At 71.2% G+C, this 24,649-nt stretch carries 27 protein-coding genes and 1 riboswitch; of the genes, 24 read left to right on the top strand and 3 right to left on the bottom strand.

Annotation, left to right across the window (positions count from 1 at the left end; translation table 11 throughout):
* Positions 1–29: 29 nt before the first annotated feature.
* The gene (locus ACFE7W_RS00260) at positions 30–1,079 is read left to right on the top strand and encodes an LLM class F420-dependent oxidoreductase (RefSeq protein ID WP_375422765.1); all 1,050 of its coding nucleotides are present in this window, start codon (positions 30–32) and stop codon (positions 1,077–1,079) included.
* A 17-nt stretch (positions 1,080–1,096) separates the two neighbouring features.
* Here ACFE7W_RS00260 and ACFE7W_RS00255 read toward each other — a convergent pair whose 3' ends face one another.
* The gene (locus ACFE7W_RS00255; RefSeq protein ID WP_375422764.1) at positions 1,097–1,930 is read right to left on the bottom strand and encodes an undecaprenyl-diphosphate phosphatase; all 834 of its coding nucleotides are present in this window, start codon (positions 1,928–1,930) and stop codon (positions 1,097–1,099) included.
* A gap of 187 nt (positions 1,931–2,117) precedes the next feature.
* On the opposite strand from ACFE7W_RS00255, the gene ACFE7W_RS00250 reads away from it, so the two are divergent.
* Genes ACFE7W_RS00250 through mshC form a run of 5 tightly spaced genes read left to right on the top strand, consistent with a single transcriptional unit; the run spans position 2,118 to position 6,175 of the window.
* Positions 2,118–2,660, top strand: a complete 543-nt coding sequence (locus ACFE7W_RS00250) for a flavin reductase (protein WP_375422763.1) — start codon at positions 2,118–2,120, stop codon at positions 2,658–2,660.
* Positions 2,657–3,415 carry an MSMEG_4193 family putative phosphomutase gene (locus ACFE7W_RS00245; protein ID WP_375422762.1) on the top strand — a complete coding sequence of 253 codons (759 nt, stop codon included), beginning with the start codon at positions 2,657–2,659 and terminating at the stop codon, positions 3,413–3,415. The genes ACFE7W_RS00250 and ACFE7W_RS00245 overlap by 4 nt, the downstream gene beginning before the upstream one ends.
* A gap of 23 nt (positions 3,416–3,438) precedes the next feature.
* Positions 3,439–4,026 (top strand): DUF3090 domain-containing protein, encoded by a 588-nt coding sequence (locus ACFE7W_RS00240; protein WP_375422761.1) that lies wholly within the window; start codon positions 3,439–3,441, stop codon positions 4,024–4,026.
* 54 nt (positions 4,027–4,080) lie between these two features.
* Positions 4,081–4,878: an SCO1664 family protein gene (locus ACFE7W_RS00235; RefSeq protein WP_375422760.1), complete on the top strand. Its 798-nt coding sequence runs from the start codon at positions 4,081–4,083 to the stop codon at positions 4,876–4,878.
* 52 nt (positions 4,879–4,930) lie between these two features.
* Entirely contained in the window at positions 4,931–6,175 is a 1,245-nt protein-coding gene (gene mshC, locus ACFE7W_RS00230; protein ID WP_375422759.1) for a cysteine--1-D-myo-inosityl 2-amino-2-deoxy-alpha-D-glucopyranoside ligase, read from the top strand.
* 41 nt (positions 6,176–6,216) lie between these two features.
* On the opposite strand, the gene ACFE7W_RS00225 is transcribed toward mshC, so the two are convergent.
* A complete protein-coding gene (locus ACFE7W_RS00225; RefSeq protein WP_375423508.1) occupies positions 6,217–6,579 on the bottom strand; it encodes a VOC family protein in 363 nt (120 codons plus the stop codon).
* A gap of 100 nt (positions 6,580–6,679) precedes the next feature.
* Positions 6,680–6,807: riboswitch (FMN riboswitch) on the top strand.
* 94 nt (positions 6,808–6,901) lie between these two features.
* Between ACFE7W_RS00225 and pnuC the strand changes: the two genes are divergently transcribed.
* The 4 genes from pnuC to ACFE7W_RS00205 all read left to right on the top strand — a co-directional run bounded on the left by pnuC (position 6,902) and on the right by ACFE7W_RS00205 (position 9,339).
* Entirely contained in the window at positions 6,902–7,606 is a 705-nt protein-coding gene (gene pnuC / locus ACFE7W_RS00220; RefSeq protein WP_375422758.1) for a nicotinamide riboside transporter PnuC, read from the top strand.
* A 77-nt stretch (positions 7,607–7,683) separates the two neighbouring features.
* Positions 7,684–7,953, top strand: coding sequence for a phosphoribosyl-ATP diphosphatase (locus tag ACFE7W_RS00215; RefSeq protein ID WP_375422757.1), 270 nt, complete (start codon positions 7,684–7,686; stop codon positions 7,951–7,953).
* Positions 7,954–7,982: 29 nt separating this feature from the next.
* Positions 7,983–8,846: an ATP phosphoribosyltransferase gene (hisG, locus tag ACFE7W_RS00210; protein ID WP_375422756.1), complete on the top strand. Its 864-nt coding sequence runs from the start codon at positions 7,983–7,985 to the stop codon at positions 8,844–8,846.
* 1 nt (position 8,847) lies between these two features.
* A complete protein-coding gene (locus tag ACFE7W_RS00205; RefSeq protein WP_375422755.1) occupies positions 8,848–9,339 on the top strand; it encodes a PH domain-containing protein in 492 nt (163 codons plus the stop codon).
* A gap of 16 nt (positions 9,340–9,355) precedes the next feature.
* On the opposite strand, the gene ACFE7W_RS00200 is transcribed toward ACFE7W_RS00205, so the two are convergent.
* On the bottom strand, positions 9,356–9,835 hold the full coding sequence (locus ACFE7W_RS00200) for a hypothetical protein (RefSeq protein WP_375422754.1): 480 nt from the start codon (positions 9,833–9,835) through the stop codon (positions 9,356–9,358).
* A gap of 42 nt (positions 9,836–9,877) precedes the next feature.
* Between ACFE7W_RS00200 and ACFE7W_RS00195 the strand changes: the two genes are divergently transcribed.
* The 14 genes from ACFE7W_RS00195 to ACFE7W_RS00130 all read left to right on the top strand — a co-directional run bounded on the left by ACFE7W_RS00195 (position 9,878) and on the right by ACFE7W_RS00130 (position 24,648).
* The gene (locus ACFE7W_RS00195) at positions 9,878–10,486 is read left to right on the top strand and encodes an SseB family protein (RefSeq protein WP_375422753.1); all 609 of its coding nucleotides are present in this window, start codon (positions 9,878–9,880) and stop codon (positions 10,484–10,486) included.
* 236 nt (positions 10,487–10,722) lie between these two features.
* Positions 10,723–11,520, top strand: coding sequence for a translation initiation factor IF-3 (infC, locus tag ACFE7W_RS00190; protein ID WP_375422752.1), 798 nt, complete (start codon positions 10,723–10,725; stop codon positions 11,518–11,520).
* Between the two features lie 133 nt (positions 11,521–11,653).
* The gene (rpmI, locus tag ACFE7W_RS00185) at positions 11,654–11,857 is read left to right on the top strand and encodes a 50S ribosomal protein L35 (protein ID WP_375422751.1); all 204 of its coding nucleotides are present in this window, start codon (positions 11,654–11,656) and stop codon (positions 11,855–11,857) included.
* A 45-nt stretch (positions 11,858–11,902) separates the two neighbouring features.
* Positions 11,903–12,283, top strand: coding sequence for a 50S ribosomal protein L20 (gene rplT, locus ACFE7W_RS00180; RefSeq protein ID WP_375422750.1), 381 nt, complete (start codon positions 11,903–11,905; stop codon positions 12,281–12,283).
* Between the two features lie 8 nt (positions 12,284–12,291).
* Positions 12,292–13,125 carry a TrmH family RNA methyltransferase gene (locus ACFE7W_RS00175; protein WP_375423507.1) on the top strand — a complete coding sequence of 278 codons (834 nt, stop codon included), beginning with the start codon at positions 12,292–12,294 and terminating at the stop codon, positions 13,123–13,125.
* A gap of 86 nt (positions 13,126–13,211) precedes the next feature.
* The gene (gene pheS / locus ACFE7W_RS00170; RefSeq protein ID WP_375422749.1) at positions 13,212–14,321 is read left to right on the top strand and encodes a phenylalanine--tRNA ligase subunit alpha; all 1,110 of its coding nucleotides are present in this window, start codon (positions 13,212–13,214) and stop codon (positions 14,319–14,321) included.
* Positions 14,318–16,825: a phenylalanine--tRNA ligase subunit beta gene (gene pheT / locus ACFE7W_RS00165; protein WP_375422748.1), complete on the top strand. Its 2,508-nt coding sequence runs from the start codon at positions 14,318–14,320 to the stop codon at positions 16,823–16,825. The genes pheS and pheT overlap by 4 nt, the downstream gene beginning before the upstream one ends.
* 179 nt (positions 16,826–17,004) lie before the next feature.
* Positions 17,005–18,495, top strand: coding sequence for a sugar transferase (locus ACFE7W_RS00160; protein ID WP_375422747.1), 1,491 nt, complete (start codon positions 17,005–17,007; stop codon positions 18,493–18,495).
* Positions 18,492–19,619, top strand: a complete 1,128-nt coding sequence (locus ACFE7W_RS00155) for a glycosyltransferase (protein ID WP_375422746.1) — start codon at positions 18,492–18,494, stop codon at positions 19,617–19,619. The genes ACFE7W_RS00160 and ACFE7W_RS00155 overlap by 4 nt, the downstream gene beginning before the upstream one ends.
* Positions 19,616–20,653, top strand: a complete 1,038-nt coding sequence (locus tag ACFE7W_RS00150) for a glycosyltransferase family 4 protein (protein WP_375422745.1) — start codon at positions 19,616–19,618, stop codon at positions 20,651–20,653. The genes ACFE7W_RS00155 and ACFE7W_RS00150 overlap by 4 nt, the downstream gene beginning before the upstream one ends.
* A gap of 247 nt (positions 20,654–20,900) precedes the next feature.
* Entirely contained in the window at positions 20,901–21,047 is a 147-nt protein-coding gene (locus tag ACFE7W_RS00145) for a hypothetical protein (protein WP_375422744.1), read from the top strand.
* A gap of 210 nt (positions 21,048–21,257) precedes the next feature.
* Positions 21,258–22,691 (top strand): polysaccharide biosynthesis tyrosine autokinase, encoded by a 1,434-nt coding sequence (locus ACFE7W_RS00140; RefSeq protein WP_375422743.1) that lies wholly within the window; start codon positions 21,258–21,260, stop codon positions 22,689–22,691.
* Positions 22,688–23,599: a glycosyltransferase family 2 protein gene (locus ACFE7W_RS00135; RefSeq protein WP_375422742.1), complete on the top strand. Its 912-nt coding sequence runs from the start codon at positions 22,688–22,690 to the stop codon at positions 23,597–23,599. The genes ACFE7W_RS00140 and ACFE7W_RS00135 overlap by 4 nt, the downstream gene beginning before the upstream one ends.
* Positions 23,596–24,648, top strand: coding sequence for a glycosyltransferase family 2 protein (locus ACFE7W_RS00130; protein WP_375422741.1), 1,053 nt, complete (start codon positions 23,596–23,598; stop codon positions 24,646–24,648). Before ACFE7W_RS00135 ends, ACFE7W_RS00130 begins: the two co-directional genes overlap by 4 nt.
* Position 24,649 lies beyond the last annotated feature (1 nt).

Genomic DNA, 24,649 nt, shown 5'->3' with positions numbered 1-24,649 from the left:
GGAGGTCCGACCCGGATACGGTGGGCCCCATGCGGCTCGGCTTGAACCTCGGCTACCTCGTCGGCGCGGAGGACCCGCACGGCCAGCTCCGGCTGACCCAGCACGCGGAGACGCTCGGCTTCGATGTCGTCTGGGCCGCGGAGGCCTACGGCTCGGACAGCCCCACGGTGCTGGCCTGGCTGGCCGGCCAGACGTCCTCGATCGGCATCGGCTCGGCGGTGATGCAGATCCCGGCCCGCAGCCCCGCCATGACGGCGATGACGGCGGCGAGCCTGGACCTGCTGTCGGGCGGCCGGTTCCGGCTCGGTCTGGGGGTGTCGGGGCCGCAGGTGTCCGAGGGCTGGCACGGCGTCCGCTTCGACCGACCCCTGCCTCGGACGCGGGAGTACCTCGCCGTGCTCGAGCTGGCCCTGTCCCGGCGGACGGTCGCCTACGAGGGTGTGCACTACCGGCTGCCGCTGCCGGACGGCCCGGGCAAACCGCTGAAGCTGACCATCGCACCGGTGCGCGAGCACGTCCCGACCTACCTGGCTGCCGTCGGCCCCAAGAACCTCGAGCTGGCGGGCGAGCTCACCGACGGTTGGCTCGCCGTCTTCTACGCGGCCGACTTCGCCGCCGAGCAGCTGGCGGCGGTCCGTGTCGGCCGGGAGCGCGCCGGGAAGACGCTGGAGGGCTTCGACGTGGTCCCGACCTTTCCGCTGGTCGTCGGCGCCGACCCGGCGGCCTGCGCCGACCCGGTGCGCCCGTACGCGGCCCTGTACCTCGGCGGGATGGGCAGCCGGACGCAGAACTTCTACAACGCGCTCGCGGTGCGGATGGGCTACGGCGAGGCGGCCGCCACGGTGCAGGACGCGTACCTGGACCGGCGCCACCGCGACGCCATGGCCGCCGTGCCGTCGGCGTTCGTGGACGACACGTCCCTGCTCGGGGACCGGATGCGGATCGCCGAGCGGCTGCAGGTCCTGGCCGCCTCCGGCGTGACCACCTGCACGGTGGCGCCCCACGGGGTTACGGTCGAGGAGAAGGTCGCCGCGCTCACCACGCTGGCCGAGGCCTTCGACCGGGCCGGCGTCGCCTGACCGGTCGCTGCGGCCGCTCAGCCCTGCGGCAGCGGCTGGAGCGCGCCGGTCAGCAGCAGCACGACCACCACGGCCGCGAGGGCGATCCGGTAGACCACGAACGGCATGAAGGTGTGGGTGCTGATGTAGCGCAGCAGCCAGGCGATGACCGCGTAGCCGATGACGAAGGCGACGACCGTGGCCAGCAGGATCGGTCCCCAGGCCGGCGGTACCGGGTCGCTGGAGACGTCGGCCAGCTTGAACACCCCGGAGCCGACCACGGCCGGGATGGCCAGCAGGAACGAGTAGCGGGCGGCGGCCTCCCGGGTGTAGCCCAGCGCCAGGCCGGCGCTGATCGTGGCGCCGGAGCGGGACACCCCGGGCACCAGGGCCAGCGACTGGGCGAGGCCGTAGACGATGCCGTGGCCCCAGGTGAGCGACTCCAGCGGTCGGACGTTGCGGGCCAGCCGGTCGGCCACCCCGATCACGATGCCGAAGCCGGCCAGCATGGCCACGGTGATCCAGAGGTTCCGCAGGGCGGAGTCGATCGCGTCCTGGAACACCAGCCCCAGTAGGACGATCGGGATCGAGCCGATAATCACCAGCCAGCCCATCCGGGCCTGCGGGTCCTCCCGTGGCACCCGGCCGACCAGCGAGCCGAACCAGCTGCCGATGATGGCCACGATGTCGCGTCGGAAGTAGACGATGACCGCGGCCTCGGTGCCCAGCTGGTTGATCGCGGTGAAGGCCGCGCCCGGGTCCCGACCGCCGAAGAACTGGCCGACGATCGACTGGTGCGCGCTGGAGGACACGGGGAGGAACTCCGTCAGCCCCTGCACGATGCCCAGCACCAGTGCCTCGAACCAACCCATGCCTGCTCCTCGCGACCCTGCTCATCGTGACCGACGTGCCCGGCGCGAGCACCGGAGCACTCTACGGCCCCCGTCGCTGAACGCCTCCTGAACGCGTCGACCGGCGCCACCGCGCCCGGAGCCTGTCGAGCGCCTCGAAGAGGTTGCGCTCGTCGGTGGGAGGAAGTCGTGGGTGTAGAGAAGGAGCGTGACGATCCACCCCGAGCACCCGTTCACCGCCGCGGCCGGCGACCGCGATCCGGTGCGCCGCTGGCGGGGACGGATGCCGGCGCCGGTGAGCATCTGGACGACCCACGCCGAGCCCCGCCCGGTGGGCTGGACGGTGTCCTCGTTCCTGCTGGCCGACGGGGAGCCCGCCGAGGTGGTCGGTCTGGTCGACGAGGACGCTGACCTCGCCGACGCCCTGGCCGCCAGCGGCCACTTTGCCGTCAGCCTGCTGGGCTGGTCCCACCGGGCCCTGGCCGACGTCTTCGCCGCGCTCGCGCCGGCACCCGGAGGCATGTTCACCGTCGGCTCCTGGGCCGACACCGCCTGGGGCCCGGTACTGGCTGATGGAGCCGGCTGGCTCGGCGTCCGGGTGCCCGAGCAGCAGCCCGAGCACGCCGGCTGGGCGCTGCTGGTCCGCGGGGTGGTCGAGCACGTCGAGGTGGGCGAGCTGCCGGGGACGGGCGTCCTCAGCTCGTTCCGCGGCCGTTACGGCACCAGCGGGGGCACTAACCTCGGCTCATGACCACCGTGCTGCTGATCCGTCACGGCCGGACCTCGGCCAACACGGCGGGGATCCTCGCCGGCCGCTCGTCCGGCGTCGAGCTGGACGCCGTCGGCGAGCGTCAGGTGAGCGATGTCGGCACACGGTTGGCCGGCGTGCCGTTGCGGGCGGTGGTCAGCTCGCCGCTACGCCGCTGCCGCCAGACCTCCCAGGCGGTCGTGCAGGGCCGGTCCGACAGCTGCCCGGTGACCATCGAGCAGGGCCTGGTCGAGTGCGGCTACGGCGAGTGGACGGGCAAGGCGCTCCGCGACCTGGTCAAGGACAAGCTCTGGTCCACCGTGCAGACCCAGCCCTCCGCGGTGCGCTTCCCGGGCGGGGAGTCGATGACGGAGATGTCCTCGCGCGCGGTCAACGCGATCCGCAGCTGGGACGTCCGGATGGGGACCGAGCACGGGCCGCACGCAGTCTGGGCCGCGGTCTCGCACGGTGACGTGATCAAGGCGATCCTGGCCGACGCGCTCGGCATGCACCTGGACGCGTTCCAGCGGATCCTGGTCGACCCGGCCTCGGTGTCGATCGTCCGCTACACCGACAGCCGCCCCTACGTCGTCACGGTCAACTCGACCAACGCCGACCTCGGCCAGCTGCTGCAGCCGCCGCCGAAGAAGCCGCGGAGCCGCCGCAAGGCCGCCGACGACGCCCCGGTGGGCGGCGGTCTCGGGGCGGGTGGCGACGCTCTGACCGAGCCGGCCACGGGCACCGCTCCGGTCGATTGAAGGCGCCGCTTAGGCTGATGACCATGGCTATCCTCGTGCACCGCTACGACGCACCGGACCGGTTCGTCGCCGGCACCGTCGGGCAGCCCGGCGAGCGGGCCTTCTTCCTGCAGGCTCGTGAGGGCAACCGGATCACCAGCGTGGCGTGTGAGAAGCAGCAGGTCTCGGTGCTGGCCGAGCACCTCGACCGCGTCCTCGACGAGGTGGTCCGACGCAGCTCCGGGCCGGCCGACGTGCCGCCCTCCACCCGGCTCGCCTCCGACACCGACCCGCTGGACGCTCCGATCACCGAGGAGTTCCGGGTCGGCACCATGACGATCGCGTGGGACCCGAGCATCGACAAGATCGTGATCGAGCTCTTCTCCAACGTGGACGTCGACGACGACGCCGACGAGTCCGCCCCGCCCGCCGTCGACCCGGAGCCCGACGAGGTCGAGGCCGACGAGGTGTTCGTCGTCAAGATCACCGCCGCCTACGCCCGCGACTTCGTGGCCCGCGCCCAGGCCCTGGTTTCGGCGGGCCGGCCCCCGTGCCCCTTCTGCCTGCAGCCGCTCGACCCGGAGGGCCACATCTGCCCCCGCTCCAACGGCTACCGCCGGCCCCTCTTCTGAGCGACTCATCCTGACCAGACCTGCCCTGACGAACCAACGTCGCGGCTGCCTCCGATGACCCACCCCGCGCTGACCGTCCGGCTCGACGACGACGTGCTGGCCGAGACCGAGCTCGAGATCACCGGTCGGCTGCTGCAGGCCTCGAACGCGACTTTTCTCGCCGAGCTGACCACCCCGAAGGGCGTCACGTCCTGGGTCTACAAGCCGGTCGAGGGGGAGCGTCCGCTGTGGGACTTCCCGCACCGCACGCTCGGACTCCGTGAGGTCGCGGCGTACGAGGTGTCCCGGATCGGTGGGTTCGATTGCGTGCCCGTGACCGTGTACGCCAACGGCCCGCTCGGACCGGGCTCGTTGCAGGCCTGGATCGAGAGCGAGGAGGAGGCGGTTTCCGAGCTCGTCGACATCGTCCCCAGCCGGGCGGTGCCGAAGCAGGGCTGGTTCTCCTGCGTCGAGGGCCTCGGGGCCGACGACCGTCCCGTCTCGGTGATCCACGCCGACGACCCCCGGCTGCACACGCTGGCCGTCTTCGACGTGCTGGTGAACAACGCCGACCGCAAGGGCGGCCACATCCTGGCGAGCCAGGGTGCGGTGTTCGGGGTCGACCACGGCATCAGCTTCCACACCGACTACAAGCTGCGGACGCTGCTCTGGGGGTGGGCGGGCACCGAGCTGCGACCGTCCGACCTCGAGTCCGTGGCGAAGGCCCGTGAGGAGGCGCCGGAGCAGCTGGCCCTGCTTCTCGGCGAGGACGAGATCGAGGCGTTCGTCCGGCGCGCCGACCTGCTGCTCAACCGGGGCAAGCTGCCGCGGCCCCGCGGCCAGTGGCCGTCCATCCCCTGGCCGCCCTTCTGAGCGCCGTCCGTCGGAGCGAGCTGCCCCGCTGCTGCCGGATAGGGTGACGGGCATGCAGCCGTGGACCGCAGGACCCCCTCCCCGGCTCGAGATCGCCGAAGGTGCGGAGCGGGTGCGCGCCTTCGACTCCGCGGCGGGCCGGTTGGTCGAGGTCGGGCCGACCTCGGGTACCGCCCGGATGTACGTCTGCGGGATCACCCCCTACGACGCCACCCACATCGGGCACGCGAACACCTACGTCGCCTTCGACCTGTTGAACCGCATCTGGCACGACGCCGGGCTCGAGGTCGACTACGTGCAGAACGTCACCGACGTCGACGACCCGCTGATCGAGCGGGCCGCAGCCACCGGCGTCGACTGGGCCGAGCTGGCGATCGAGCAGGTCGAGCTCTTTCGGGAGGACATGGCGGCGCTGAACGTGCTGCCGCCCCGGAACTTCGTCGGCGCGGTCGAGTCGATCCCGCTGATCCTGGACCTGGTCGAGGACCTCCGCCACCGCGGCGTGGTCTACGCCGTCGAGGACGACCATCCGGGCGACCTGTACCTGGAGCAGGCCGCCGACCCCGAGTTCGGCTCGCTCTCCCATCTCACCCCCGAAGAGGCGCTGCCGGTCTTCGCCGAACGTGGCGGCGACCCCGGCCGGGTGGCCAAGAAGGGCCCGCTCGACTCCCTCCTCTGGCTCCGACACCGCGCGGGGGACCCGTCTTGGCCGTCGGCCTACGGCGACGGTCGTCCCGGATGGCACGTCGAGTGCGCGGCGATCGCCCTGGAGCACCTCGGGGCCGACTTCGACGTCCAGGCCGGGGGTAGCGACCTCGTCTTCCCCCACCACGAGATGTCGGCCTCGGTGGGCCGGCTGGCCACCGGAAGTGCGTTCGCCCGGGCGTACCTGCACAGCGGCATGGTCGGCCTCGACGGGGAGAAGATGTCGAAGTCCCGCGGCAACCTGGTCTTCGTGTCCGCCCTGCGCCGGTCCGGCGTCGACCCGATGGCGATCCGGCTCGCGCTGCTCAGCCAGCACTACCGCGACGACTGGGAGTGGACGTCCCAGGTGCTCAGCACCGCCGAGGGCCGCCTCGCCCGCTGGCGGCAGGCTGTCGCGCTGCGGGCCGCCGTCGGTGCCGGCGACGTGCTCGCCCACCTGCGCAGCGCCCTCGCCACCGACCTCGACGCCCCTACCGCCCTCGCGGCCGTCGACGCCTGGGCCAGCGCCTCGATGGCGACGGACGGGACCGACACGACCGCGCCGACCCTGGTCGCGCGAGCCGTCGACGCCCTCCTCGGCGTCGCGTTGTGAGCCTAAAACCCCGCTGATGCGCCCGAGCGGAGCGAGGGCCATCAAAACGTGTGGTGGACGGCCTCGACGTTGTTGCCGTCCGGGTCGCGGACGAAGGCGCCGTAGTAGCCGGGGTGGTACTCCGGCCAGATCCGGGGGGCGTGCAGGCTCTCGAGTCCGAGCCCCACGGCCGCGTCGTGGAAGGCCGTCACGGCCTCCCGACTCGGCGCACGGAAAGCGAAGTGACCCTGTCGGTTGACGATCGTGTCGGTGACCGCACCCAGCCAGAACACTGGGTGGTCGTCGCCGTAGCCCACAGCCACCCCGAAGTCCATCAGCGCTCGGTAGCCGAGAGTGGCCAGCACGGTGTCGTAGAAGTGGCGGGACGCCTCGAGGTCGTCCACCTGGATGCCGACGTGATCCATCACCGGCCGATCGTGACGCACGGAACATCTCGCTGGCAAGGATCGGGTCGACCGGCTTTCGTCTCCGTGCCAGAATCGGGTCGACGAGTTTTCACACTCGCACGTGTTCCGGGGTCGGTGAAAGTCCGAGCCGGCGGTGAAAGTCCGCGACCCGCACGCAGCCAGCGCGCGGTTGATGTGGTGAAACTCCACGACCGACGGTGAGAGTCCGGATGGGAGGAACACGGGAGCGGTTCGACGACGCCCAGGGCAACCGTGCTCGGGCGCGACGGGCCGTCTCTTCCACCCCGGGTCGTCGTGCGACCGGATGAGTGGAGGACAGATGGACTTCTCGGACCTGCTCACGCGGTTGCTGAACGCCAAGCTGGACATCGGTCCTGGCGTTTTGTGGCGCGAGATCATCGGCAACGTCTTCGGACTGGCCAGTGCCCTGCTGGGGATGAGACGCAAGGTCTCGGCCTGGCCGATCGGCATCGTGGGCAACGTGTTGCTGTTCACCGTGTTCCTGGGCGGGGTGTTCCACACCCCGCAGGACCTGGACCTGTGGGGCCAGGCCGGCCGCCAGGTCTTCTTCCTGCTGGTCAGCGTCTACGGCTGGGTCCGCTGGCAGCAGTTCAAGCGCGGTGGCGCGTCCGGCGGGGTCGGCGTGGTGCCCCGGTGGGCCGGCGCTCGCGGCCGGATCCAGCTCGTGGTGGCCGCGGTGGTGCTGTGGGTGATCTTCTACTTCGCTCTGGCCCAGCTGAACTCCTACGGACCCGCCAGCGACGCCTGGATCCTCACCGGCTCGATCCTCGCCACCTACGGCATGGCTCGTGGCTGGGTCGAGTTCTGGCTGATCTGGATCCTGGTCGACGTGGTCGGCATCCCGCTCCTCTTCGCCGCCGGGTACTACCCGTCCGCGGTGATGTACATCGTGTACGGCGCCTTCTGCGTCTGGGGGCTGGTGTCGTGGTGGCGGTTGGAGCGCAGTGGCCGACAGCCCGAGACGGTGGCCGCCGCCGACCCGGTGATCGAGACCGTCGGCTGAGATCGCTGACATCGGGTTGACCTGAGCCGGGACTACCCGGCCCAGGTCTACCCGATGTCCGCCACTAGGCTCGCCCGGTGACGGCCAAGACCTTCGAGAGCCTGTTCGCCGAGCTGACCACCAAGGTGGCCGCCCGCGAACCGGGCTCGAGCACCGTCGCCCGGCTCGACGCGGGCGTGCACGCGATCGGCAAGAAGGTTGTCGAGGAGGCTGCCGAGGTGTGGATGGCGGCGGAGTACCAGTCCAAGGACGAGGCGGCGGAGGAGATCAGCCAGCTCCTCTACCACCTGCAGGTGATGATGATCGCCCTCGACCTCAGCCTGGACGAGGTCTACGCGCATCTCTGAGCAGCTCCCGTCGACCTAGGATGAGCGCCGTGAGTCCCGCCCGCCCGCCCATCAAGGTCGCCGTCCCGAACAAGGGCTCACTCTCGGAGTCCGCCGCCGCCATGCTGCGTGAGGCCGGCTACGCCCAGCGCTCCGACCCCAAGGAGCTCGTCCTCTTCGACGAGGCGAACGGTGTCGAGTTCTTCTACCTGCGACCGCGCGACATCGCCGTCTACGTGGGGGAGGGCACCCTCGACGTCGGCATCACCGGGCGCGACATGCTGCTGGACGCGCGGGCTCCGGCCACCGAGGTCTTGCCGCTGGGCTTCGGCCGCAGCCGCTTCCGGTTCGCGGCCCCGGTCAGCAGCGGGCTCTCGGTGGCCGGTCTGCAGGGCCTGCGGCTGGCCACCTCCTACCCCGGCCTGGTCGAGACCTACCTGGCCGACCGCGGAGTCAGCACCCGGCTGATCAAGCTCGACGGGGCGGTCGAGACGGCCATCCGGCTCGGAGTGGCCGACGCCATCGCCGACGTGGTCGAGACCGGGACGACGCTGCGTCAGGCCGGGCTCGAGCTCTTCGGGGAGCCGATCCTGCAGTCCGAGGCCATCCTCATCCGCCGGACCGACGCGGCCGAGCCGGCCGGGCTCGGCCAGCTGGAGCGGCGGTTGAACGGCGTCCTGGTCGCTCGCAACTACGTGATGATGGACTACGACGTGGCCAGCGCCGAGGTCGAGCAGGCCTGCGCCATCACGCCGGGCTTCGAGTCCCCGACCGTCGCCCCCCTGGCCAAGCAGGGCTGGCACGCCGTCCGGGCGATGGTGCGCCGGAGCGAGGCGCAGCAGGTGATGGACGACCTCTGGGAGCTGGGCGCCCGGGCGATCCTGGTCACCGACATCTCCGCCTGTCGGATCTGAGGTGCGGCCCGCCCCGGACGCCGTCGCTCCCGGACCGCTCGTCATCCGACCGCGCCGGCTGCGCGTCGTCGCCATCGTCATGGCGGTGGCTCTGACGGCGGCCACCTGCTACGGCTGGCTGGCCCTGCCTCGCGACGTCCGGGTGCTGTTCACCACCTCGCAGCTGATCACGCTGCTCGGCTTGCTGGCCGTGCTGCTGCTGGTCATGGTCTCGCTGGCCTTCAGCGTCGTCCGGGCCGACGACACGGGGCTGCGGTTCCGCAACGGCCTGCGCAGCCATGCCGTCCCGTGGGACCGCGTGCACAAGATCATCCTGCGGCGCGGCGACCCCTGGGCGATGCTGCTGCTGACCCCCGCGGACGGTCGTCCCTTCACCGCCGACCTCGACGCGGACAAGAGGCAGCTGATGGCCCTGCAGTACGGCGACGGGGCGGCCGCGCAGATCGGCGTCGAGGAGCTCCGTCGGCGCCAGCGGTACTACCGCTCGACGTGAGCCGTCCGCGCGAGCGTCACTCGATGCCGCGCGACTTCAGCAGGGCCTCGATCTCGGCCAGGTCGTCGTCGACCGGGGGAGCCGGCTGCCGGGCGGCCTGCTTGCCCCTGCCGTTCGTTACCGCTGGCGAGCCGGCGGTCCGGCTCGCGGTCGTGGCAGGAGCTGCGCCCTTCGACACCCCGGTCCGTTTGGGGGTTCGGCGGGCGACGAACCCGCCGACTACCCAGAGCACGAGGCAGAGGCCGAGCAGCGACAGCCCGAACCACACGGTGGGGGACAGGATGACGTGCGAGGCCCAGCTCACGACGGCGACCACGCCGTTCCAGACCAGGCGCAGCAGACCGCTGAAGTAGAGGGCGACGGGAGCGAGGGCCAGGGCGACTCCCTGGACGGCTCGCCCCTTACGGCCGCGGGTGCCGGCCAGGATCGCGACGACCAGCCCCAGCAGGGAAAGTCCCAGGCAGAGGGGGAGCAGGACGGCGTCAGCGGCAGGCATCATCCCAGGGTGCCACGCATGAGGCCCGGGAGGATCGGGGACGTGCCCCACGCGACCCCTGGTCGCGACCCCGAGGCCGAGACCACCAGCACGTACGGTGGCCCGGTGGATCCCGGACGTCTGCTCGCTCCCTCGCCCTTCCCGGGCGACGACGGTCTCGCGCGACCAGCCACGCGGCGAGCGCTGGCGGCGGCCGTCGCCGTCGCTGACCCCTCGGCCTACCTGCGCGCCGTCGCCGCCCTCTGCGAGGACCGGCTGCTGGTCCCCGTGGTGGCCACCGCCACCCGTACGGGGACGGGCGCGGCCGGGCTCATGAGCGACAAGGAGGCGGAGATGTCGGTGGTGATGCTGCAGGCCGGCGACGGCCGTCGCGCACTGCTCGCTTTCACCGGGCTCGATGCGTTGCAGGCGTGGCAGGCCGACGCACGTCCGGTGCCGGTCACCCTCGACCGGGCCGCGCAGACGGCCCGGGCCGAGGACGTCAGTACCCTGCTCGTCGACTTCGCCGGACCGCACCCGCTGGTCATCGACGGCGAGGTGCTTCAGGCTCTGGCCGCGGGCCACCGGCTGGTGGAGACCGAGCCGGACCAGTTCGGCTGGGTCGTGCCGGTGTCGGAGGACCCCGCAACCGACGCGGCCGAGTCGGACTGACCCGGACTAAGCAGCGCGGCCACGACGTTCCACCGACGTCGGTGCCCCGGCTCAGGAATGGTCCTGCGCCGCGGTCGGGTGATAACGTGGGCGCCGACCGATTCGGCTCCGGCCGGATCTGCAAGCGGAGACCCGATCTCCCACCCGCTCGACGACTGCCGTGAGGCAGGAACAGTTGACGGGTTGGTCCACCTGACGTCGTGCGCTCCCGCGGAGCGTGACCGACGTCGGTTGGTTTGGGGTCTTCGCCATCGGCGGAGGCCCTTCGTGTTTGTCGGGCTTCTCCTCCTCGCAGGTCCGGGTGTGCACCGGGTCGATCGTCACCGCACACCTATGGAGGACATATCAGCACCGAACCGCGAATCAACGATCGCATCCGCGTCTCCGAGGTCCGACTCGTCGGACCCGCGGGCGAGCAGGTCGGGATCGTTCGTATCGAGGACGCCCTGCGCCTGGCGCGCGAGGCGGAGCTGGACCTGGTCGAGGTCGCGCCGATGGCGCGTCCCCCGGTGGCCAAGCTCATGGACTACGGCAAGTTCAAGTACGAGAACGCGCAGAAGGCGCGGGACAGCCGCCGTAACCAGACCAACACGATCATCAAGGAGATGAAGCTCCGGCCCAAGATCGACATCCACGACTACGACACCAAGAAGGGTCACGTCGTGCGGTTCCTCAAGGCCGGGGACAAGGTCAAGATCACCATCATGTTCCGTGGTCGCGAGCAGTCGCGGCCCGAGCTCGGCTACAACCTGCTCAAGAAGCTGGCGGCCGACGTCGACGAGTTCGGTTTCGTCGAGTCCTCGCCCAAGCAGGACGGGCGGAACATGTTGATGGTCCTCGGACCGCACAAGAAGAAGACCGAGGCCCGGGCTGAGGCGGCCGCCGAGCGTGACCGGCGGATGGCTGAGCGCGAGGCGGGGCAGGAGGCCGAGCGCAGCGAGCTGGCCGGTATCCGGGCCCAGCACGCCGCTGAGCCGACCACGCCGCGACGCCGCGGTCCGGCCGACAACCTCGACCCGGACGTGGACCTCTGAGAGGTCTCGACCGGTAGCGGTGGCCTCTCCCTGACGGGAGCGGGCACCCAGAGCTGGGCCCCGGCGGGGATGTCGCCGTCGGGACACGAAAGACGTCCGCACCACCGGTGCGGGCGCGGACAGGAGTAGTGCGATGCCGAAGATGAAGACGCATTCCGGGGCCAAGAAGCGGTTCCGGTTCACGGGGACGGGCAAGATCATGCACCGCAAGGCAGGCAAGATGCACCTCAACGAGCACAAGGCCAGCACGCGCACGCGTCGGCTCGACGGTGACGCCGTCCTGGCCCCGGGCGACGCCGCCAAGGCCAAGAAGATGCTCGGCAAGTACGCCCGCTAGTCCCACCTCTCGAACCGACGAACCACCTCAGCAAGGAGCAACCCCATGGCCCGCGTCAAGCGTTCCGTGAACGCGCAGAAGAAGCGCCGCCAAGTCCTCGAGCAGGCCTCGGGCTACCGCGGCCAGCGCTCGCGCCTGTACCGCAAGGCGAAGGAGCAGGTCACTCACTCCCTCGTCTACGCCTACCGTGACCGCCGCGCCCGCAAGGGTGACTTCCGCAAGCTGTGGATCCAGCGCATCAACGCGGCGGCCCGTGCCGAAGGCATGACCTACAACCGCTTCATCTCCGGCCTGAAGACCGCGGGTGTCGAGGTGGACCGCAAGATCCTCGCCGACCTCGCCGTCACCGACCCGGCCGCCTTCGCCTCCCTGGTCGAGATCGCCCGGAGCAACGCCCCGGCCGAGACCGCCGAGACCGCGGCCTGAGCGTCCCGCTGACCGACAGCACCGACGAGCCGATCGTCCCGGCCCCCGCTTCGCAGGGGCTGGTGCGGTCGGCTCGTCGGTTGCTCCGGCGCAAGGAGCGGACGAGCACCGCTGAGTTCCTGGCCGAGGGCCGCCAGGCCGTGGCCGAAGCACTGGCCCTCCCGAGCACGGTTCTCGACCTGCTGGTGGGCGCCGATGTGTTCGAGCGCCACCAGGACCTGTTGAGGGCGGCGGTCCGGGCCGAGGTCCCGGTCTGGTCCGTGCCGCCGGCCCTGCTGGCCACGCTCGCAGACACCGTGACGCCCCAGGGCGTCCTCGCGGTCTGCCGGACGGTCGACGTGACGCTGGAGGACGCCCTGGCCGGAGCGCCGCGGCTGGTGGTGCTCTGTGACCAGGTGCGCGACCCGGGCAACCTCGGCACGGTGATCCGCTGCGCCGACGCGTTCGGGGCCGACGCCGTCCTGGTCAGCCGTGACTCCGTCGACCTCTACAACGCCAAGACGGTCCGGGCCAGTACCGGCAGCCTCTTCCATCTGCCCGTGGCAGTCGAGGTCGACGTGGCCGACGCGGTCGCCGCCGCGCGCGCGGCCGGCCTGCTGGTGCTCGGCGCCGACGGCGGTGGTCAGGGCACCGTCGAGGACCTGGTCGACTCCGGCGAGCTGAGCCGGCCCGTGCTCTGGGTGATGGGCAACGAGGCCTGGGGACTGCCGCCCGAGCACGCGGACCTGCTCGACCGGCTGGTGGCCCTGCCCATGTACGGCCGCGCCGAGAGCCTCAACCTCTCCACCGCCGCCGCCGTCTTCCTCTACGCCACCGCCACCGCCCAGCGCGTCCGTTCCTGACCGGTCGGTGTCCGAGCGGCTAACCGGTTCGCTCGCGGGGCCTGCGGCTTCCTAGACTGTCCCGGTTGCCAACCCGAGGGGAGCCCATGTCCGGGCCGAACACGAGCTACGACCCCGTCGAGGTCGCGCCGCTGCACGCCGAGCACGTCGACGCCATGGTGGCGGACGCGCTCGCCGCCTTCGCCGCGGCCACCACGGTGGCCGAGCTCAAGCAGGCCCGGCTGGCCCACGCCGCCGACCGGTCGCCGATCGCCCTGGCCAACCGCGAGATCGGTGCGCTGCCTCCGCAGGCGCGGAAGGACGCGGGAGCCCGGATCGGGAGGGCCCGCGGACAGGTCAACGCCGCGCTGAAGGCCCGCGAGGCCGACATCTCCACCGCCGAGCTCGCGCGGACGCTCGTCGAGGAGCGCATCGACGTGACGCTGCCCGTCCGGGAGCACGCTCCCGGCGCCGTCCACCCGATCACCGGCCTGATGAGCCTGGTCGAGGACGTCTTCGTCGGCATGGGCTGGGAGGTCGCCGAAGGTCCCGAGCTCGAGGCCGAGTGGCTGAACTTCGACGCCCTCAACTTCGTCCCCGACCATCCGGCGCGCACGCTCCAGGACACCCTGTTCGTCGAGCCCGAGGGCGGCGGGCTGGTGCTGCGGACCCACACGTCGCCGGTCCAGGCCCGCAGCCTGCTCACCCGCGAGCTGCCCGTCTACGTCATCTGCCCGGGGCGGGTCTACCGCGCTGATGAGTACGACGCGACCCACGTGCCGGTCTTCCACCAGATCGAGGGACTGGTCGTGGACCGCGGCATCACCCTCGGCCACCTGCGCGGCACGCTCGACCACTTCGCCCAGTCGATGTTCGGCGACGTCCGGACGCGGATGCGTCCGCACTACTTCCCCTTCACCGAGCCCTCGGCCGAGGTCGACCTGCAGTGCTTCGTCTGCCACGGCGACTCCGTCGGCCACCCGGACCGGTCCTGCCGCACCTGCAAGAGCGAGGGCTGGATCGAGTGGGGCGGCTGCGGGATCGTCAACCCGCGGGTGCTCGCCGCCTGCGGCATCGACCCCGACGTCTACTCCGGCTTCGCCTTCGGGATGGGCGTCGAGCGGACCCTGATGTTCCGTAACGACGCCGAGGACATGCGCGACATGGTCGAGGGTGACGTCCGCTTCAGCCGCAGCCTGCTCGGAGCAGCGCGATGAGGGCGCCCCTGTCGTGGTTGCGCGAGTACGCTGCGCTGCCCCCCGAGCAGGAGGGCCGCGAGCTCGCCGAGGCGTTCGTCCGCGCCGGTCTGGAGGTCGAGGGCGTCGAGCAGGCGGGCGCCGACGTCACCGGCCCGGTGGTCGTCGGACGGGTGCTCACCGCCGAGCCGGAGCAGCACTCGAACGGCAAGACCATCAACTGGTGCCGCGTCGACGTGGGTGATCACCACGAACCGCCCTCGGCCGACCGACCCGCCTCCCGCGGCATCGTGTGCGGCGCGCACAACTTCTCGGCCGGGGACTTCGTCGTGGTCGCGCTGCCCGGCGCCGTGCTGCCCGGGAACTTCCGGATCGCCGCCCGCAAGACGTACGGCCACGTCTCCGACGGCATGATCTGCTCAGCGCGCGAGCTGGGTCTGGGGGACGACCACGACGGGATCATCGTCCTCGATGAACCCGACCTGGTGCCCGGGACCGACGCCGCTGCCGTGCTGCACCTGCGCGAGACGGTCCTCGACATCGACGTGACGCCCGACCGGGGGTACGCGATGTCGATCCGCGGGCTGGCGCGGGAGGCCGCTCAGGCGACCGGCGTCGTCTTCACCGACCCGGTCGGCCGGCCCGTGCCCGCCTCGGTGAGCTCGGGGTGGCCGGTCCGCCTCGAGTCGCCGGCCTGCGGGCTGTTCGTCGCGCTCACCGTCGCCGGGATCGACCCGGGACGGCCCAGCCCGCGCTGGCTGGCCCGTCGGGTCCAGCTCGCCGGCATGCGGCCGATCTCGCTGGCCGTCGACATCACCAACTACGTGATGCTGGAGACCGGCCAGCCGCTGCACGCCTACGACGCGGACCAGCTGGACGGCGCCGTCGTGGCCCGCCAGGCCGAGCCGGGGGAGGAGCTCACCACCCTCGATGACGTGGTCCGCGCGCTCGACCCCGGAGACCTCGTGATCGCCGACGGCTCGGGGCCGATCGGCCTGGCCGGTGTGATGGGCGGCGCGACCAGCGAGCTGTCGGCCCGGACCACGACCGTGGTCCTCGAGGCGGCTTCCTTCGACGCGCTCACCCTCGCGCGCACCTCCCGCCGCCACCGGCTCGCCTCCGAGGCGTCCCGCCGGTTCGAGCGAGGGGTCGACCCGGGAGCCGCGTACGCCGCCGCTCACCGGGCCGCCGCGCTGCTCGTCGAGCTGGCGGGCGGCACGCTCTTGCCTGAGGAGACGGTCGCGGGACGTGTCCCGGCGATGCCGGCCACGACCTTCGACGTCGACCTCCCGGGCCGTGTCCTCGGCACCGGGGTGTCCGCGTCCCAGGTCCGCGACCTGCTGGGACGGGTCGGCGCGCAGGTGGTGGTTGACGGCTCGACCGTCACCACGACCGCTCCCACCTGGCGCCCCGACCTCACCGACTCCTACGACTACGTCGAGGAGATCGGCCGGCTGGTCGGCTTCGAGAACATCCCCGCCGTCGTGCCGCGCGCGCCGGTGGGCCGGGGACTGACCCGCGAGCAGCGCGCCCGCCGGGCCGTCACCGCGGCGGTGGCGGTGGCCGGCTACGTCGAGGTGCTCAGCTTCCCGTTCGTGGCCGCCTCGGACCTCGACCGGATGGGCGTGCCCGCCGACGACCGTCGCCGTCGACTGTCCCGGGTGCTGAACCCGCTGGCCGAGACCACGCCGTACCTGCGGACATCGCTGCTGCCCGGGCTGTTCGGTGCGGTCACCCGCAACACCAGCCGTGGGCAGGACGACCTGGCGCTGTTCGAGAGCGGCTCGGTCTTCTTCGCACCCGAGCCGCGGTTGTCCGCGCCGAGGCCGCCGGTCGAGGCACGTCCGGACGCCACCACCCTGGCGGCGATGGACGACGCGCTCGGCGATCAGCCGCGGCACCTGGCCGCCCTGCTCTCCGGCGCCTGGCGCCGGTCGGGCTGGGCCGGACCGGGTGAGCGCGCCGTCTGGTCGCACGCGGTGGCCCTGGCCGAGCTCGTCGCCGCCACGGTCGGGCTGCCGCTGGCCCGTCGTGCGGCCGAGCAGGCTCCGTGGCACCCCGGCCGCTGTGCCGCGCTTCTCCTGCCCGGTTCGGACGTGGTCGTCGGCCACGCCGGCGAGCTGCACCCGAGCGTCGTCGAGGCGTTCGGCCTGCCCGCCCGCACCTGCGCCGTCGAGCTCGACCTCGACGTCCTGGTCGCCGCGGCGCCAGCCGTCGGTCAGGTGGCACCGCTGTCGGCCTGGCCGGTGGCCAAGGAGGACGTGGCCCTGGTGGTCAGCCGGGACGTCCCGGCCGCGGCCGTGGAGGCCGCCCTCCGTGCCGGAGCCGGTGACCTGCTCGAGTCGGTGTCGCTGTTCGACACCTACACCGGTCCGCAGATCGGCGAGGGCCACGTCTCGCTGGCCTTCACCCTGCGCTACCGCGCGCCCGACCGCACTCTCACCGACGCCGACACCGCGGCGGCCCGAGACAGTGCCGTGGCGCGCGCCGCCGCCGACTGTGGGGCCGTCCAGCGCACCGAGTGAATTTCGTTCGTCGCCCACGTGACAAGTGCGTGACGAATTGCGTCTTTCGTCCCAGTTGGCGCTCACCCCGTTTCCCCCGGGACAGCCGGTCCTGCTAGCGTCGGGGCCGTTGGCAGTATTGCCGCCTGTTTGGGGGAAACAGACATGCAACGTATCTGCACGCAGCTCGGGGCTCGGGGATGACGGACACGATCCGTCAGCTGGCCTCTACTGCTCGAACGCGAAACACAGAAATCTCACGGCGCTCCAACTGGCGTCGCGCTTATGCGTCCCGGCTGGCCGTCACCGATATCCTGGTGCTCATCTGGGCGATTCTTGGAGCCGCGCTCATCAGCGTCCGCCTTTTCGAGCCTCTGGTGACGCCCGCCTGGATGTCACCGCTGCGCGTCAACTATTTCGAGGCCAGTGCCGCACTGATTGTTGTGTGGACTTTCGCTCTGGCCGCCGTCGGCTCTCGTGACCACCGCAAGCTGGGCACGGGGATGGGTGAGTACAAGGCGGTCCTGCAGTCGGCTCTCCTGGTGCTGGTGCTCATCGCGCTGGTGTCCTTCGCCTTCCGGATCGACATCTCACGAGGCCTCATCCTGCTGGCTCTGCCGGCCGCCATGGTCGGCCTGCTCCTGTCGCGGGCGATCTGGCGTCGTTGGCTCCGGCTGCACCGCCGGCGGGGCGAGTTCTCCGCGCGGGTGCTGCTCGTCGGCTCCTCGAGCACGACGTCGCACATCGCCGCCGACCTCCGCCGGCACCCCGCCGCCGGCTACCACGTGGTCGGTGCGCTGGTCACCAGCGGAGCCCACGGCTCGGCGCTGCTCGGCGACATTCCGATCCTCGGCACCGTCGATCGCCTGCTGGACGCCGTCACCGACTGCGACGCCGACACCGTCGTGGTCACCGACGGCCACAACCTCGAGCCGGCCAAGCTCCGTGAGCTGAGCTGGAGCCTGGAGCCCGGCCGGCAGCACCTGGTGATGGCCCCGAGCCTGACCGACATCGCCGGCCCGCGCATCCACGCCCGGCCGGTGGCCGGCCTGCCGCTGGTCCACGTCGAGACGCCGCGCTACGAAGGCGCGGACCGGTTCGTCAAGCGGGCGTTCGACGTCTGCGCGTCGGGTGGCCTGCTGCTGCTGGGCTCGGTCCCGCTGCTGGCGGTGGCAGCGATCATCAAGCTGTCCTCGCCCGGCGACCTGTTTTTCTCCCACGTGCGGATCGGGAAGAACGGCGAGCCGTTCCGGATGCTCAAGTTCCGCTCGATGGTGGCCGACGCGGACTCGAGACTGGCCGACCTCCTCAAGGAGCAGGGGACCGAGATGAAGCCGCTGTTCAAGATCGAGAACGACCCGCGGATCACCCCGATCGGCCGGTTCATCCGGCGGTACTCGATCGACGAGATCCCCCAGCTGATCAACGTCTTGAAGGGCGACATGAGCCTGGTCGGACCGAGGCCGCAGGTGGCCAAGGAGGTCGCGCTGTACGACCACGCCGCCGCCCGGCGACTCAACGTGAGCCCCGGCATGACCGGGCTGTGGCAGGTCAGCGGCCGCTCCAACCTCGACTGGGAGGAGAGTGTCCGGCTCGACCTCTTCTACGTCGAGAACTGGTCGCTGACCACGGACGTCTTCATCCTGGCGCGGACCGTGCGTGCCGTTCTGGCCAGCGACGGTGCCGTGTGAGCGTCGCTGGCGGCCCGGGCCGCGGGGTGCTGGTGCACGAGTGGATCGCTCAGGCGGGCGGTTCCGAGAACGTGTTCGAGGCCATGAACGACATCTACCCCGACGCCGACCTGGTCTGCCTCTGGAACGACTCCACGGGTCGCTTCAACGAGGAGCAGCTCAAGCAGACGTGGCTGTCGCGGACCCCGCTGCGCCGCAGCAAGGCGCTGGCGCTGCCCTTCATGCCGGCGACCTGGCGTCGGCTGGCCTACGAGGACTACGAGTGGGCGCTGATCAGCTCGCACCTCTTCGCCCACCACGCCCGCTTCGTCGGGCAGCCAGCAGGATTTCGTCGCTACGTCTACGTGCACACGCCCGCCCGCTACATCTGGAGCCCGGAGCTCGACGGCCGCGGCAACAGCCTGGCCGCACGCACGGTCGCCGCCGCGCTGAAGCCCATCGACCGGCGGCGCGCGCAGGAGCCTGCTTCGTACGCGGCCAACAGCGCCTTCGTCCGGACGCGCATCCAGGACGCCTGGGGGGTGGAGGCCCAGGTGATCTTCCCGCCGGTCGAGGTCGAGGCGATCCAGGGCGTCGAGGACTGGCGGACCCGGCTCACCGAAGCCGAGCAGGAGCAGCTGGACGGACTGCCCGACGGGTTCGTGCTCGGGGCGTCCCGCTTCATCCCGTACAAGCGTCTCGACGTCGTGATCAGGACGGCCGAGGCGGCGGGTCGGCCGGTGGTGCTGGCGGGCAAGGGCCCCGAGCTGGAGAACCTCCAGGCCGTGGCCCGCGAGGCCTCCGTTCCGGTGCAGTTCGTGCACGCGCCGTCCGGACCGATGCTGTGGGCGCTGTACCAGCGGACATCGCTCTACGTCTTCCCGGCCGTCGAGGACTTCGGCATCATGCCGGTCGAGGCCATGGCCGCGGGTGCCCCGGTCCTCGCCCAGTCCGTCGGCGGCACCGCGGAGAGCGTCGTGCCTGGTGAGACGGGGGCGCTGGTCCCGTTCCGGTCCCGGGCTGAGATGGCCGAGGGCGCCGAGGCCGCCATGGCGACGGTCCGCGAGGCCCGGCTCAACCGGGCTCGTGACTTCTCCCGCCGCCGCTTCGAGGAGCGGATCACCGGCTGGGTCGGTGCCGCGTGAGGGTGGGCGCGGGCCGGCGCCGTTCCGTGCTGGTCAACCAGAGCTACGCGATGCAGCGGGTGACCGGTCAGCAGCGGTACGCCACCGAGATCGCCAGCCGGCTGCTGGCCGACGATGGCTTCGACGGCATCCAGCCGAACGCCGGCTGGTCCCGGACGCCCATCCGCGTCTGGATGTGGGTGATGGCGGCGCTGCCCGTCCGAGCGGGCGCCTCGGTCCTGCTGTCGATGACCGCCCGGGCACCGCTGTGGCAGCGCCGACACGTGCTGGTGGTGCACGACCTCTTCGTGCTCACCAACCCCGAGTGGTTCTCGCGGCGCTACTACTGGACTCACGCACCTCTGCTCCGGCTGCAGCTGCGGACGGCAGCCGCCCTGGTGGCGGTCAGCCAGCCCGTGGCCGATGAGCTCGCCGGTTACGCCGCGACAGTGCACGTCGCGCCCAACGCGCCGAGCGAGGTCTTCGCCGCCGAGGGCGCTCCGGCCGTCGATGACGCCCTGAGGATGCGTGGCCTGACGTCAGGACGCTACTTCTTGACGGTCGGCAGCATGGATCCGCGCAAGAACCTTCCGACGTTGGCGCAGGCGTACGCCCGGCTGAGCGAGGACGATCGTCGCGCCCACCCGTTGGTGGTGGTGGGGGGCGGCAGCGCCGTGTTCCGTGACCAGGACATCGAGTGGCCGGCCGAGGTGGTCGACGCCGGCTACGTCACCGACGAGGAGCTGCGCCAGCTCTACCAGGGGTCGCTCGCGGTCGTCTTCCCGAGTCTGGCCGAAGGTTTCGGGTTGCCGCTGGTCGAAGCGGCGGCGGCCGGGGCGCCGTGCCTCGTCATCTCCGACATCCCGGTTTTCCGCTGGGTGTGTGGTGAAGCCGCCCACTACGTCGATCCAGGCGATCCGGCGTCCGTGGCGGCAGGCCTGGAGGAGGCCATGCGAAGGCCCCGGCGCCAGCTGGTGGACCTGGAGCGCTTCAGCTGGGACCGGAGCGCGAGGATCGTCCGCGAGCTGTGTACGGCGGTGGCTGCTGCCCCCTAGCGCCCAGCGGCGCCCGTTGGTACCCGGGTTCGGCGGCCGTGGTCACAGACGACCACGACATGCACTGGTATTGATATTCCGGTTTAGACCGTGATGCACTCCACACCGCAGAAGTGGATTCGGGACTTTGGTCCCGATAGGGTATGAGTAACGCAGGGGATGCGGTTGGCTCGGGGTGGAGTCGACACAGGGAATGACAGCGCTGTCGAAACGTGAGCACGTTACAGCGTACGGGGGATTAATCATCATGGCGCAGAACGCTCTATTTTTGGCTGCCTGGATTGCGACAGGATCCGCAGGTCTCGTGTTCGGAATCGTCGCGGTTGGTATGGCCAAGCGGCGACTCTTGAAGTCCGAGATCAAGCCGGTCACTGACCAGCCCGTCACCGCCTGATTCCTGACCAGGTCGAGCGAGATCGCGGGGGAGCGATTTTGCCTGACCCCCGTTTTACCTCACCCGGAATCAGAGGACAGGACGCCGAGTAACGGCGAAACCATGGGGATCGAATGGTGTCCGTGAAGCATGCTGAACCGGCTGGCGAGCGGCGACGGTCTGGTTGACTGACCGTCTGCGCGAACAAGAAGGCCTACGAGAGGGTTGACGGTGGAGCTTCGGGACTACCTCCGCATGCTCAGGCGCGGTTGGCCCACCGTCCTGCTCGTCACGGCCCTCGCGCTGGGTCTGGCGGCGGCCTACCTGGCCGTGGCCCCGAAGAAGTACGAGGCGACCGCGGTGGTCTTCGTCTCCGCAAGCCGACCGGACTCCATCACCGATCTCCAGCAGGGCAACCAGTTTGCGGTGAACTCCGCGGCCACCTACGCCGACATCGCCGACTCGGCCACCGTGCTGGGGCCGGTAGCCGAGCAGCTCCGGCCGAGCCGGACCGTTGAGCAGCTGGAAGACATGGTGACGACCGGACGCCGCGAGTCGACCTCGTTGATCGACATCACGGCTACGGCCGGCAGCGCCGCCGAGGCGGCGAACGTGGCGAACGCGACGGCCGCGAGCGCGGTCAAGGTCATCCCGGCCCTGACCCCTCAGCTCGGCAGCTCGACGCGGTCGCTGGTGGACCTTCAGGTCGTACGGTCGTCTCCTGAGCCATCGGCCGCGGTCAGCCCGGACACGTCCCGCGTTCTGGCGCTCGGCCTCATCGCAGGTCTGGCCCTGGGACTGGGCTTCACCATCGCCAGCCAGGCCATGGACACGCGGCTACGCCGACCCGAGGACATGCGCCACCTCACCAAGGCGCCGCTGCTGGCCGTGCTGCCCCGGCTGAAGCGGTCCCAGCGCGGCGGCATCGTGGTCCGCGACGATCCTGCGAGCGCCGCGGTCGAGAGCTACCGGTCCTTGCGGACCAACCTGAGCTACCTCGAGTCGGGCGGGCGCCGCAGCCTCTTGTTCACCGGGGTGGCTGACGACCGTCACAGCGTGGACGTGCCGGTCAACCTGGCGTGGTCCATGGCCCAGGCGGGTCGCAGCGTGCTGCTCGTCGACCTCGACCTGCGGCAGTCGCTGGTCGGTGAGATGTTGCACCTGGGCGGCCGGGCCGGGGTGGCCGATGTCCTCGCCGGCACGGTCGAGATGCACGAGGTCGTCCATGAGACGACCCAGCCGGGCTTGCACGTCGCGCTCTCGGGGACCACTCAGCCGAGCCCGTCGGATCTGCTCAGCACACCCACGATGGAAGCGGTGCTCCGGTCGGCCGAACGTGACTACGACTACGTCGTCCTGCACGCGCCGCCGATGCTGACCTACACCGACGCGGCCGTGGTCTCGCGCGCAGCGGGACAGACGCTGGTGATCGTGTCGGCTGCACACACCCGGGCCGTCGAGCTGACCAGCGCGCTCTCGGCTCTGGGCAACGTCCGGGTCGAACCTCTTGGCCTCGTCCTCGCCGGCTCACGGGTGAATCTGGGCGACCTGAACAAGGTCCGCGGGATCTGGACGCGGCGCCCGCCGATGGGTGGCGGACCTGCACGCCGGGTGGAGTGGGACTGGGCCGACCAGTCCAAGGCGACACGACGGGCGTCCTCGTGACCGCCCCCCGGGGCGACGTCGACCCGTCCCGGACCGTCCTCCGGGCAGCCATCGTGCTGGCGTCGGCCGGTCGCCCGGCGCTGCTCGGCGAGGCTCTGCGGTCGTGCGCGGGACAGCAGGGGGTCGACTTCCAGCTCGTCGTCTCGGTCCCTGACGAGGCCAGTCTGCCCGCCGACCCTCACACGCTCGAGGGGGTCAGGGTCGTGTCCGGGACGCGCGGCCTGGCCGCCCAGCGCAACGCTGCCCTGGCGGTGCTCAACGACGTCGACGTGGTCGCCTTCTTCGACGACGACGCCGTGTTGCGGCCGGACTACCTGGCGCAGGCGCTGCGCTTCTTCGAGCGCCATCCCGAGATCGTCGGTCTGACCGGCAGAGTCCTGCTCGATGGCGCGGTGAGCGGTGAGGTACCGCGGGACGTGGCCGACGACGCACTCTCGGCATCGGCTGCCGAGGCCCCGGCGGGCCGTTGGCGGAGCGCCCGGGAGCTCTACGGCTGCAACTTCGTCGTCCGGGTCGACCGCGCGCCCGACCTGCGCTTCGACTCCCGGCTTCCGCTGTACTCGTGGTTGGAGGACCACGACTTCGCTCGGCGACTGATGCGGGTCGGTCCGCTCGCCAAGGTGGAGGACTGTGTCATCGTCCACCGCGCAGCGGCGTCGGGGGGCCGCCAGTCCCACACCCGGCTCGGCTACTCGCAGGTGATGAACCCGGTGTACCTGAACCGCAAGGGCAGCTTCCCGCTCTGGCTGGCCGTCGACCAGATCTACCTCCGGGTGGCCAAGAACCTCGCGCTGTCGGTGGCCGGACCGTCTTCGACTTGGCGCCGGGAGCGGCTGCGGGGCAACATGATGGCCGCGGGCGACGCCTTGCGTGGGCGGATCACGCCCGAACGGATCACCGAGCTGTGACCACCACGGACTCCGACCACCTCTGCGAGGGCTCGACCCGGCAGCCCTTCGCCGCCCAGGACGTCATGAGAAGTCTCAGCATCGTGATGCCCAACTACAACTACGGCCACTTCATCGCCGACGCGGTGCAGAGTGCCCTCGACATCGACTGGCCGGACGTGGAGGTGATCGTCGTCGACGACGGCTCGACCGATGAGTCCCTCGAGGTGCTGGCCGGCTTCGGCGACCGGATCACCGTCATCAGCCAGGCGAACGCCGGTCCGCGCGTGGCGTGCAACCGGGGTTTCGCCGCCTCCCGCGGTGACGTGGTGATCTTCCTGGACTCCGACGACCAGGTCGAGCGATCGATCGCGCGCGAGGTCGCGGCCGTGTGGCGCCCGGGGATCAGCAAGGTGCAGGTCCAGATGAGGCGCGTGGACAAGCGGGACGTCGAGGTCGGCGGTGTCTTCCCGACCTACCCCGGAACGCCGTCTCCGGAGCAGATCCGGATCTGGATGTCGAAAACCTCGGCCTACCCGACCCCGCCCGGGTCCGGCAACGCCTACTCGCGGCCCTTCCTCGAGCGGCTCTTCCCGCTGGACGGGCGCTGTGGTGACGCCACCGACTCGGCCTGCCTCGCCGCGGCTCCCTACCTGGGGGACGTGGTCACCATCGTGAAGCCCCTGGTCCGCTACCGGATCCACGAGAACAACCGGAGCAAGCTCAACGACCCCGTGCGCTTCACCCGGCAGATCGAGCGTGCCTACCAGCGGCACCGTTTCGCCTTGGAGGTGTCCGGCCAGCCAGCGGCCGAGCCCGACGTCGTCAGGCCGCTGCGACGCAGCCGGCACCTGCTGCAGATGCGGGTCTCCGAGCGACGGCTCAACGGCGGCCCACCACCCGTCCCCCACGACTCTGCAGCCCGGCAGCTGCGGGACACGCTGGGCAGCCTCACCGCACCGGGCCCGGAGCCTGGGATGCACCGGGTGGCGGTCGCGGCCTGGTGCCTGGCGACGCTCGTCGCGCCCCAGCCCCTCGCCCGCCGGCTCATCGCCCGACGCTTCGGCTGAC

This window comes from uncultured Friedmanniella sp. (assembly GCF_964244285.1).
In the GTDB taxonomy this organism is placed as follows: Bacteria; Actinomycetota; Actinomycetes; order Propionibacteriales; family Propionibacteriaceae; genus Microlunatus.
This window is presented reverse-complemented; position numbering and strand designations above follow the sequence as displayed.

Excerpts from the sequence above, each read along its gene's own strand:
- ACFE7W_RS00260 (WP_375422765.1), top strand. The coding sequence starts at position 30 with ATGCGGCTCGGCTTGAACCTCGGCTACCTCGTCGGCGCGGAGGACCCG.
- ACFE7W_RS00255 (WP_375422764.1), bottom strand. The coding sequence starts at position 1,930 with ATGGGTTGGTTCGAGGCACTGGTGCTGGGCATCGTGCAGGGGCTGACG.
- ACFE7W_RS00245 (WP_375422762.1), top strand. The coding sequence starts at position 2,657 with ATGACCACCGTGCTGCTGATCCGTCACGGCCGGACCTCGGCCAACACG.
- ACFE7W_RS00240 (WP_375422761.1), top strand. The coding sequence starts at position 3,439 with ATGGCTATCCTCGTGCACCGCTACGACGCACCGGACCGGTTCGTCGCC.
- ACFE7W_RS00235 (WP_375422760.1), top strand. The coding sequence starts at position 4,081 with ATGACCCACCCCGCGCTGACCGTCCGGCTCGACGACGACGTGCTGGCC.
- mshC (WP_375422759.1), top strand. The coding sequence starts at position 4,931 with ATGCAGCCGTGGACCGCAGGACCCCCTCCCCGGCTCGAGATCGCCGAA.
- ACFE7W_RS00225 (WP_375423508.1), bottom strand. The coding sequence starts at position 6,579 with ATGGATCACGTCGGCATCCAGGTGGACGACCTCGAGGCGTCCCGCCAC.
- pnuC (WP_375422758.1), top strand. The coding sequence starts at position 6,902 with ATGGACTTCTCGGACCTGCTCACGCGGTTGCTGAACGCCAAGCTGGAC.
- ACFE7W_RS00200 (WP_375422754.1), bottom strand. The coding sequence starts at position 9,835 with ATGCCTGCCGCTGACGCCGTCCTGCTCCCCCTCTGCCTGGGACTTTCC.
- rpmI (WP_375422751.1), top strand. The coding sequence starts at position 11,654 with ATGCCGAAGATGAAGACGCATTCCGGGGCCAAGAAGCGGTTCCGGTTC.
- rplT (WP_375422750.1), top strand. The coding sequence starts at position 11,903 with ATGGCCCGCGTCAAGCGTTCCGTGAACGCGCAGAAGAAGCGCCGCCAA.
- pheS (WP_375422749.1), top strand. The coding sequence starts at position 13,212 with ATGTCCGGGCCGAACACGAGCTACGACCCCGTCGAGGTCGCGCCGCTG.
- pheT (WP_375422748.1), top strand. The coding sequence starts at position 14,318 with ATGAGGGCGCCCCTGTCGTGGTTGCGCGAGTACGCTGCGCTGCCCCCC.
- ACFE7W_RS00160 (WP_375422747.1), top strand. The coding sequence starts at position 17,005 with ATGACGGACACGATCCGTCAGCTGGCCTCTACTGCTCGAACGCGAAAC.
- ACFE7W_RS00145 (WP_375422744.1), top strand. The coding sequence starts at position 20,901 with ATGGCGCAGAACGCTCTATTTTTGGCTGCCTGGATTGCGACAGGATCC.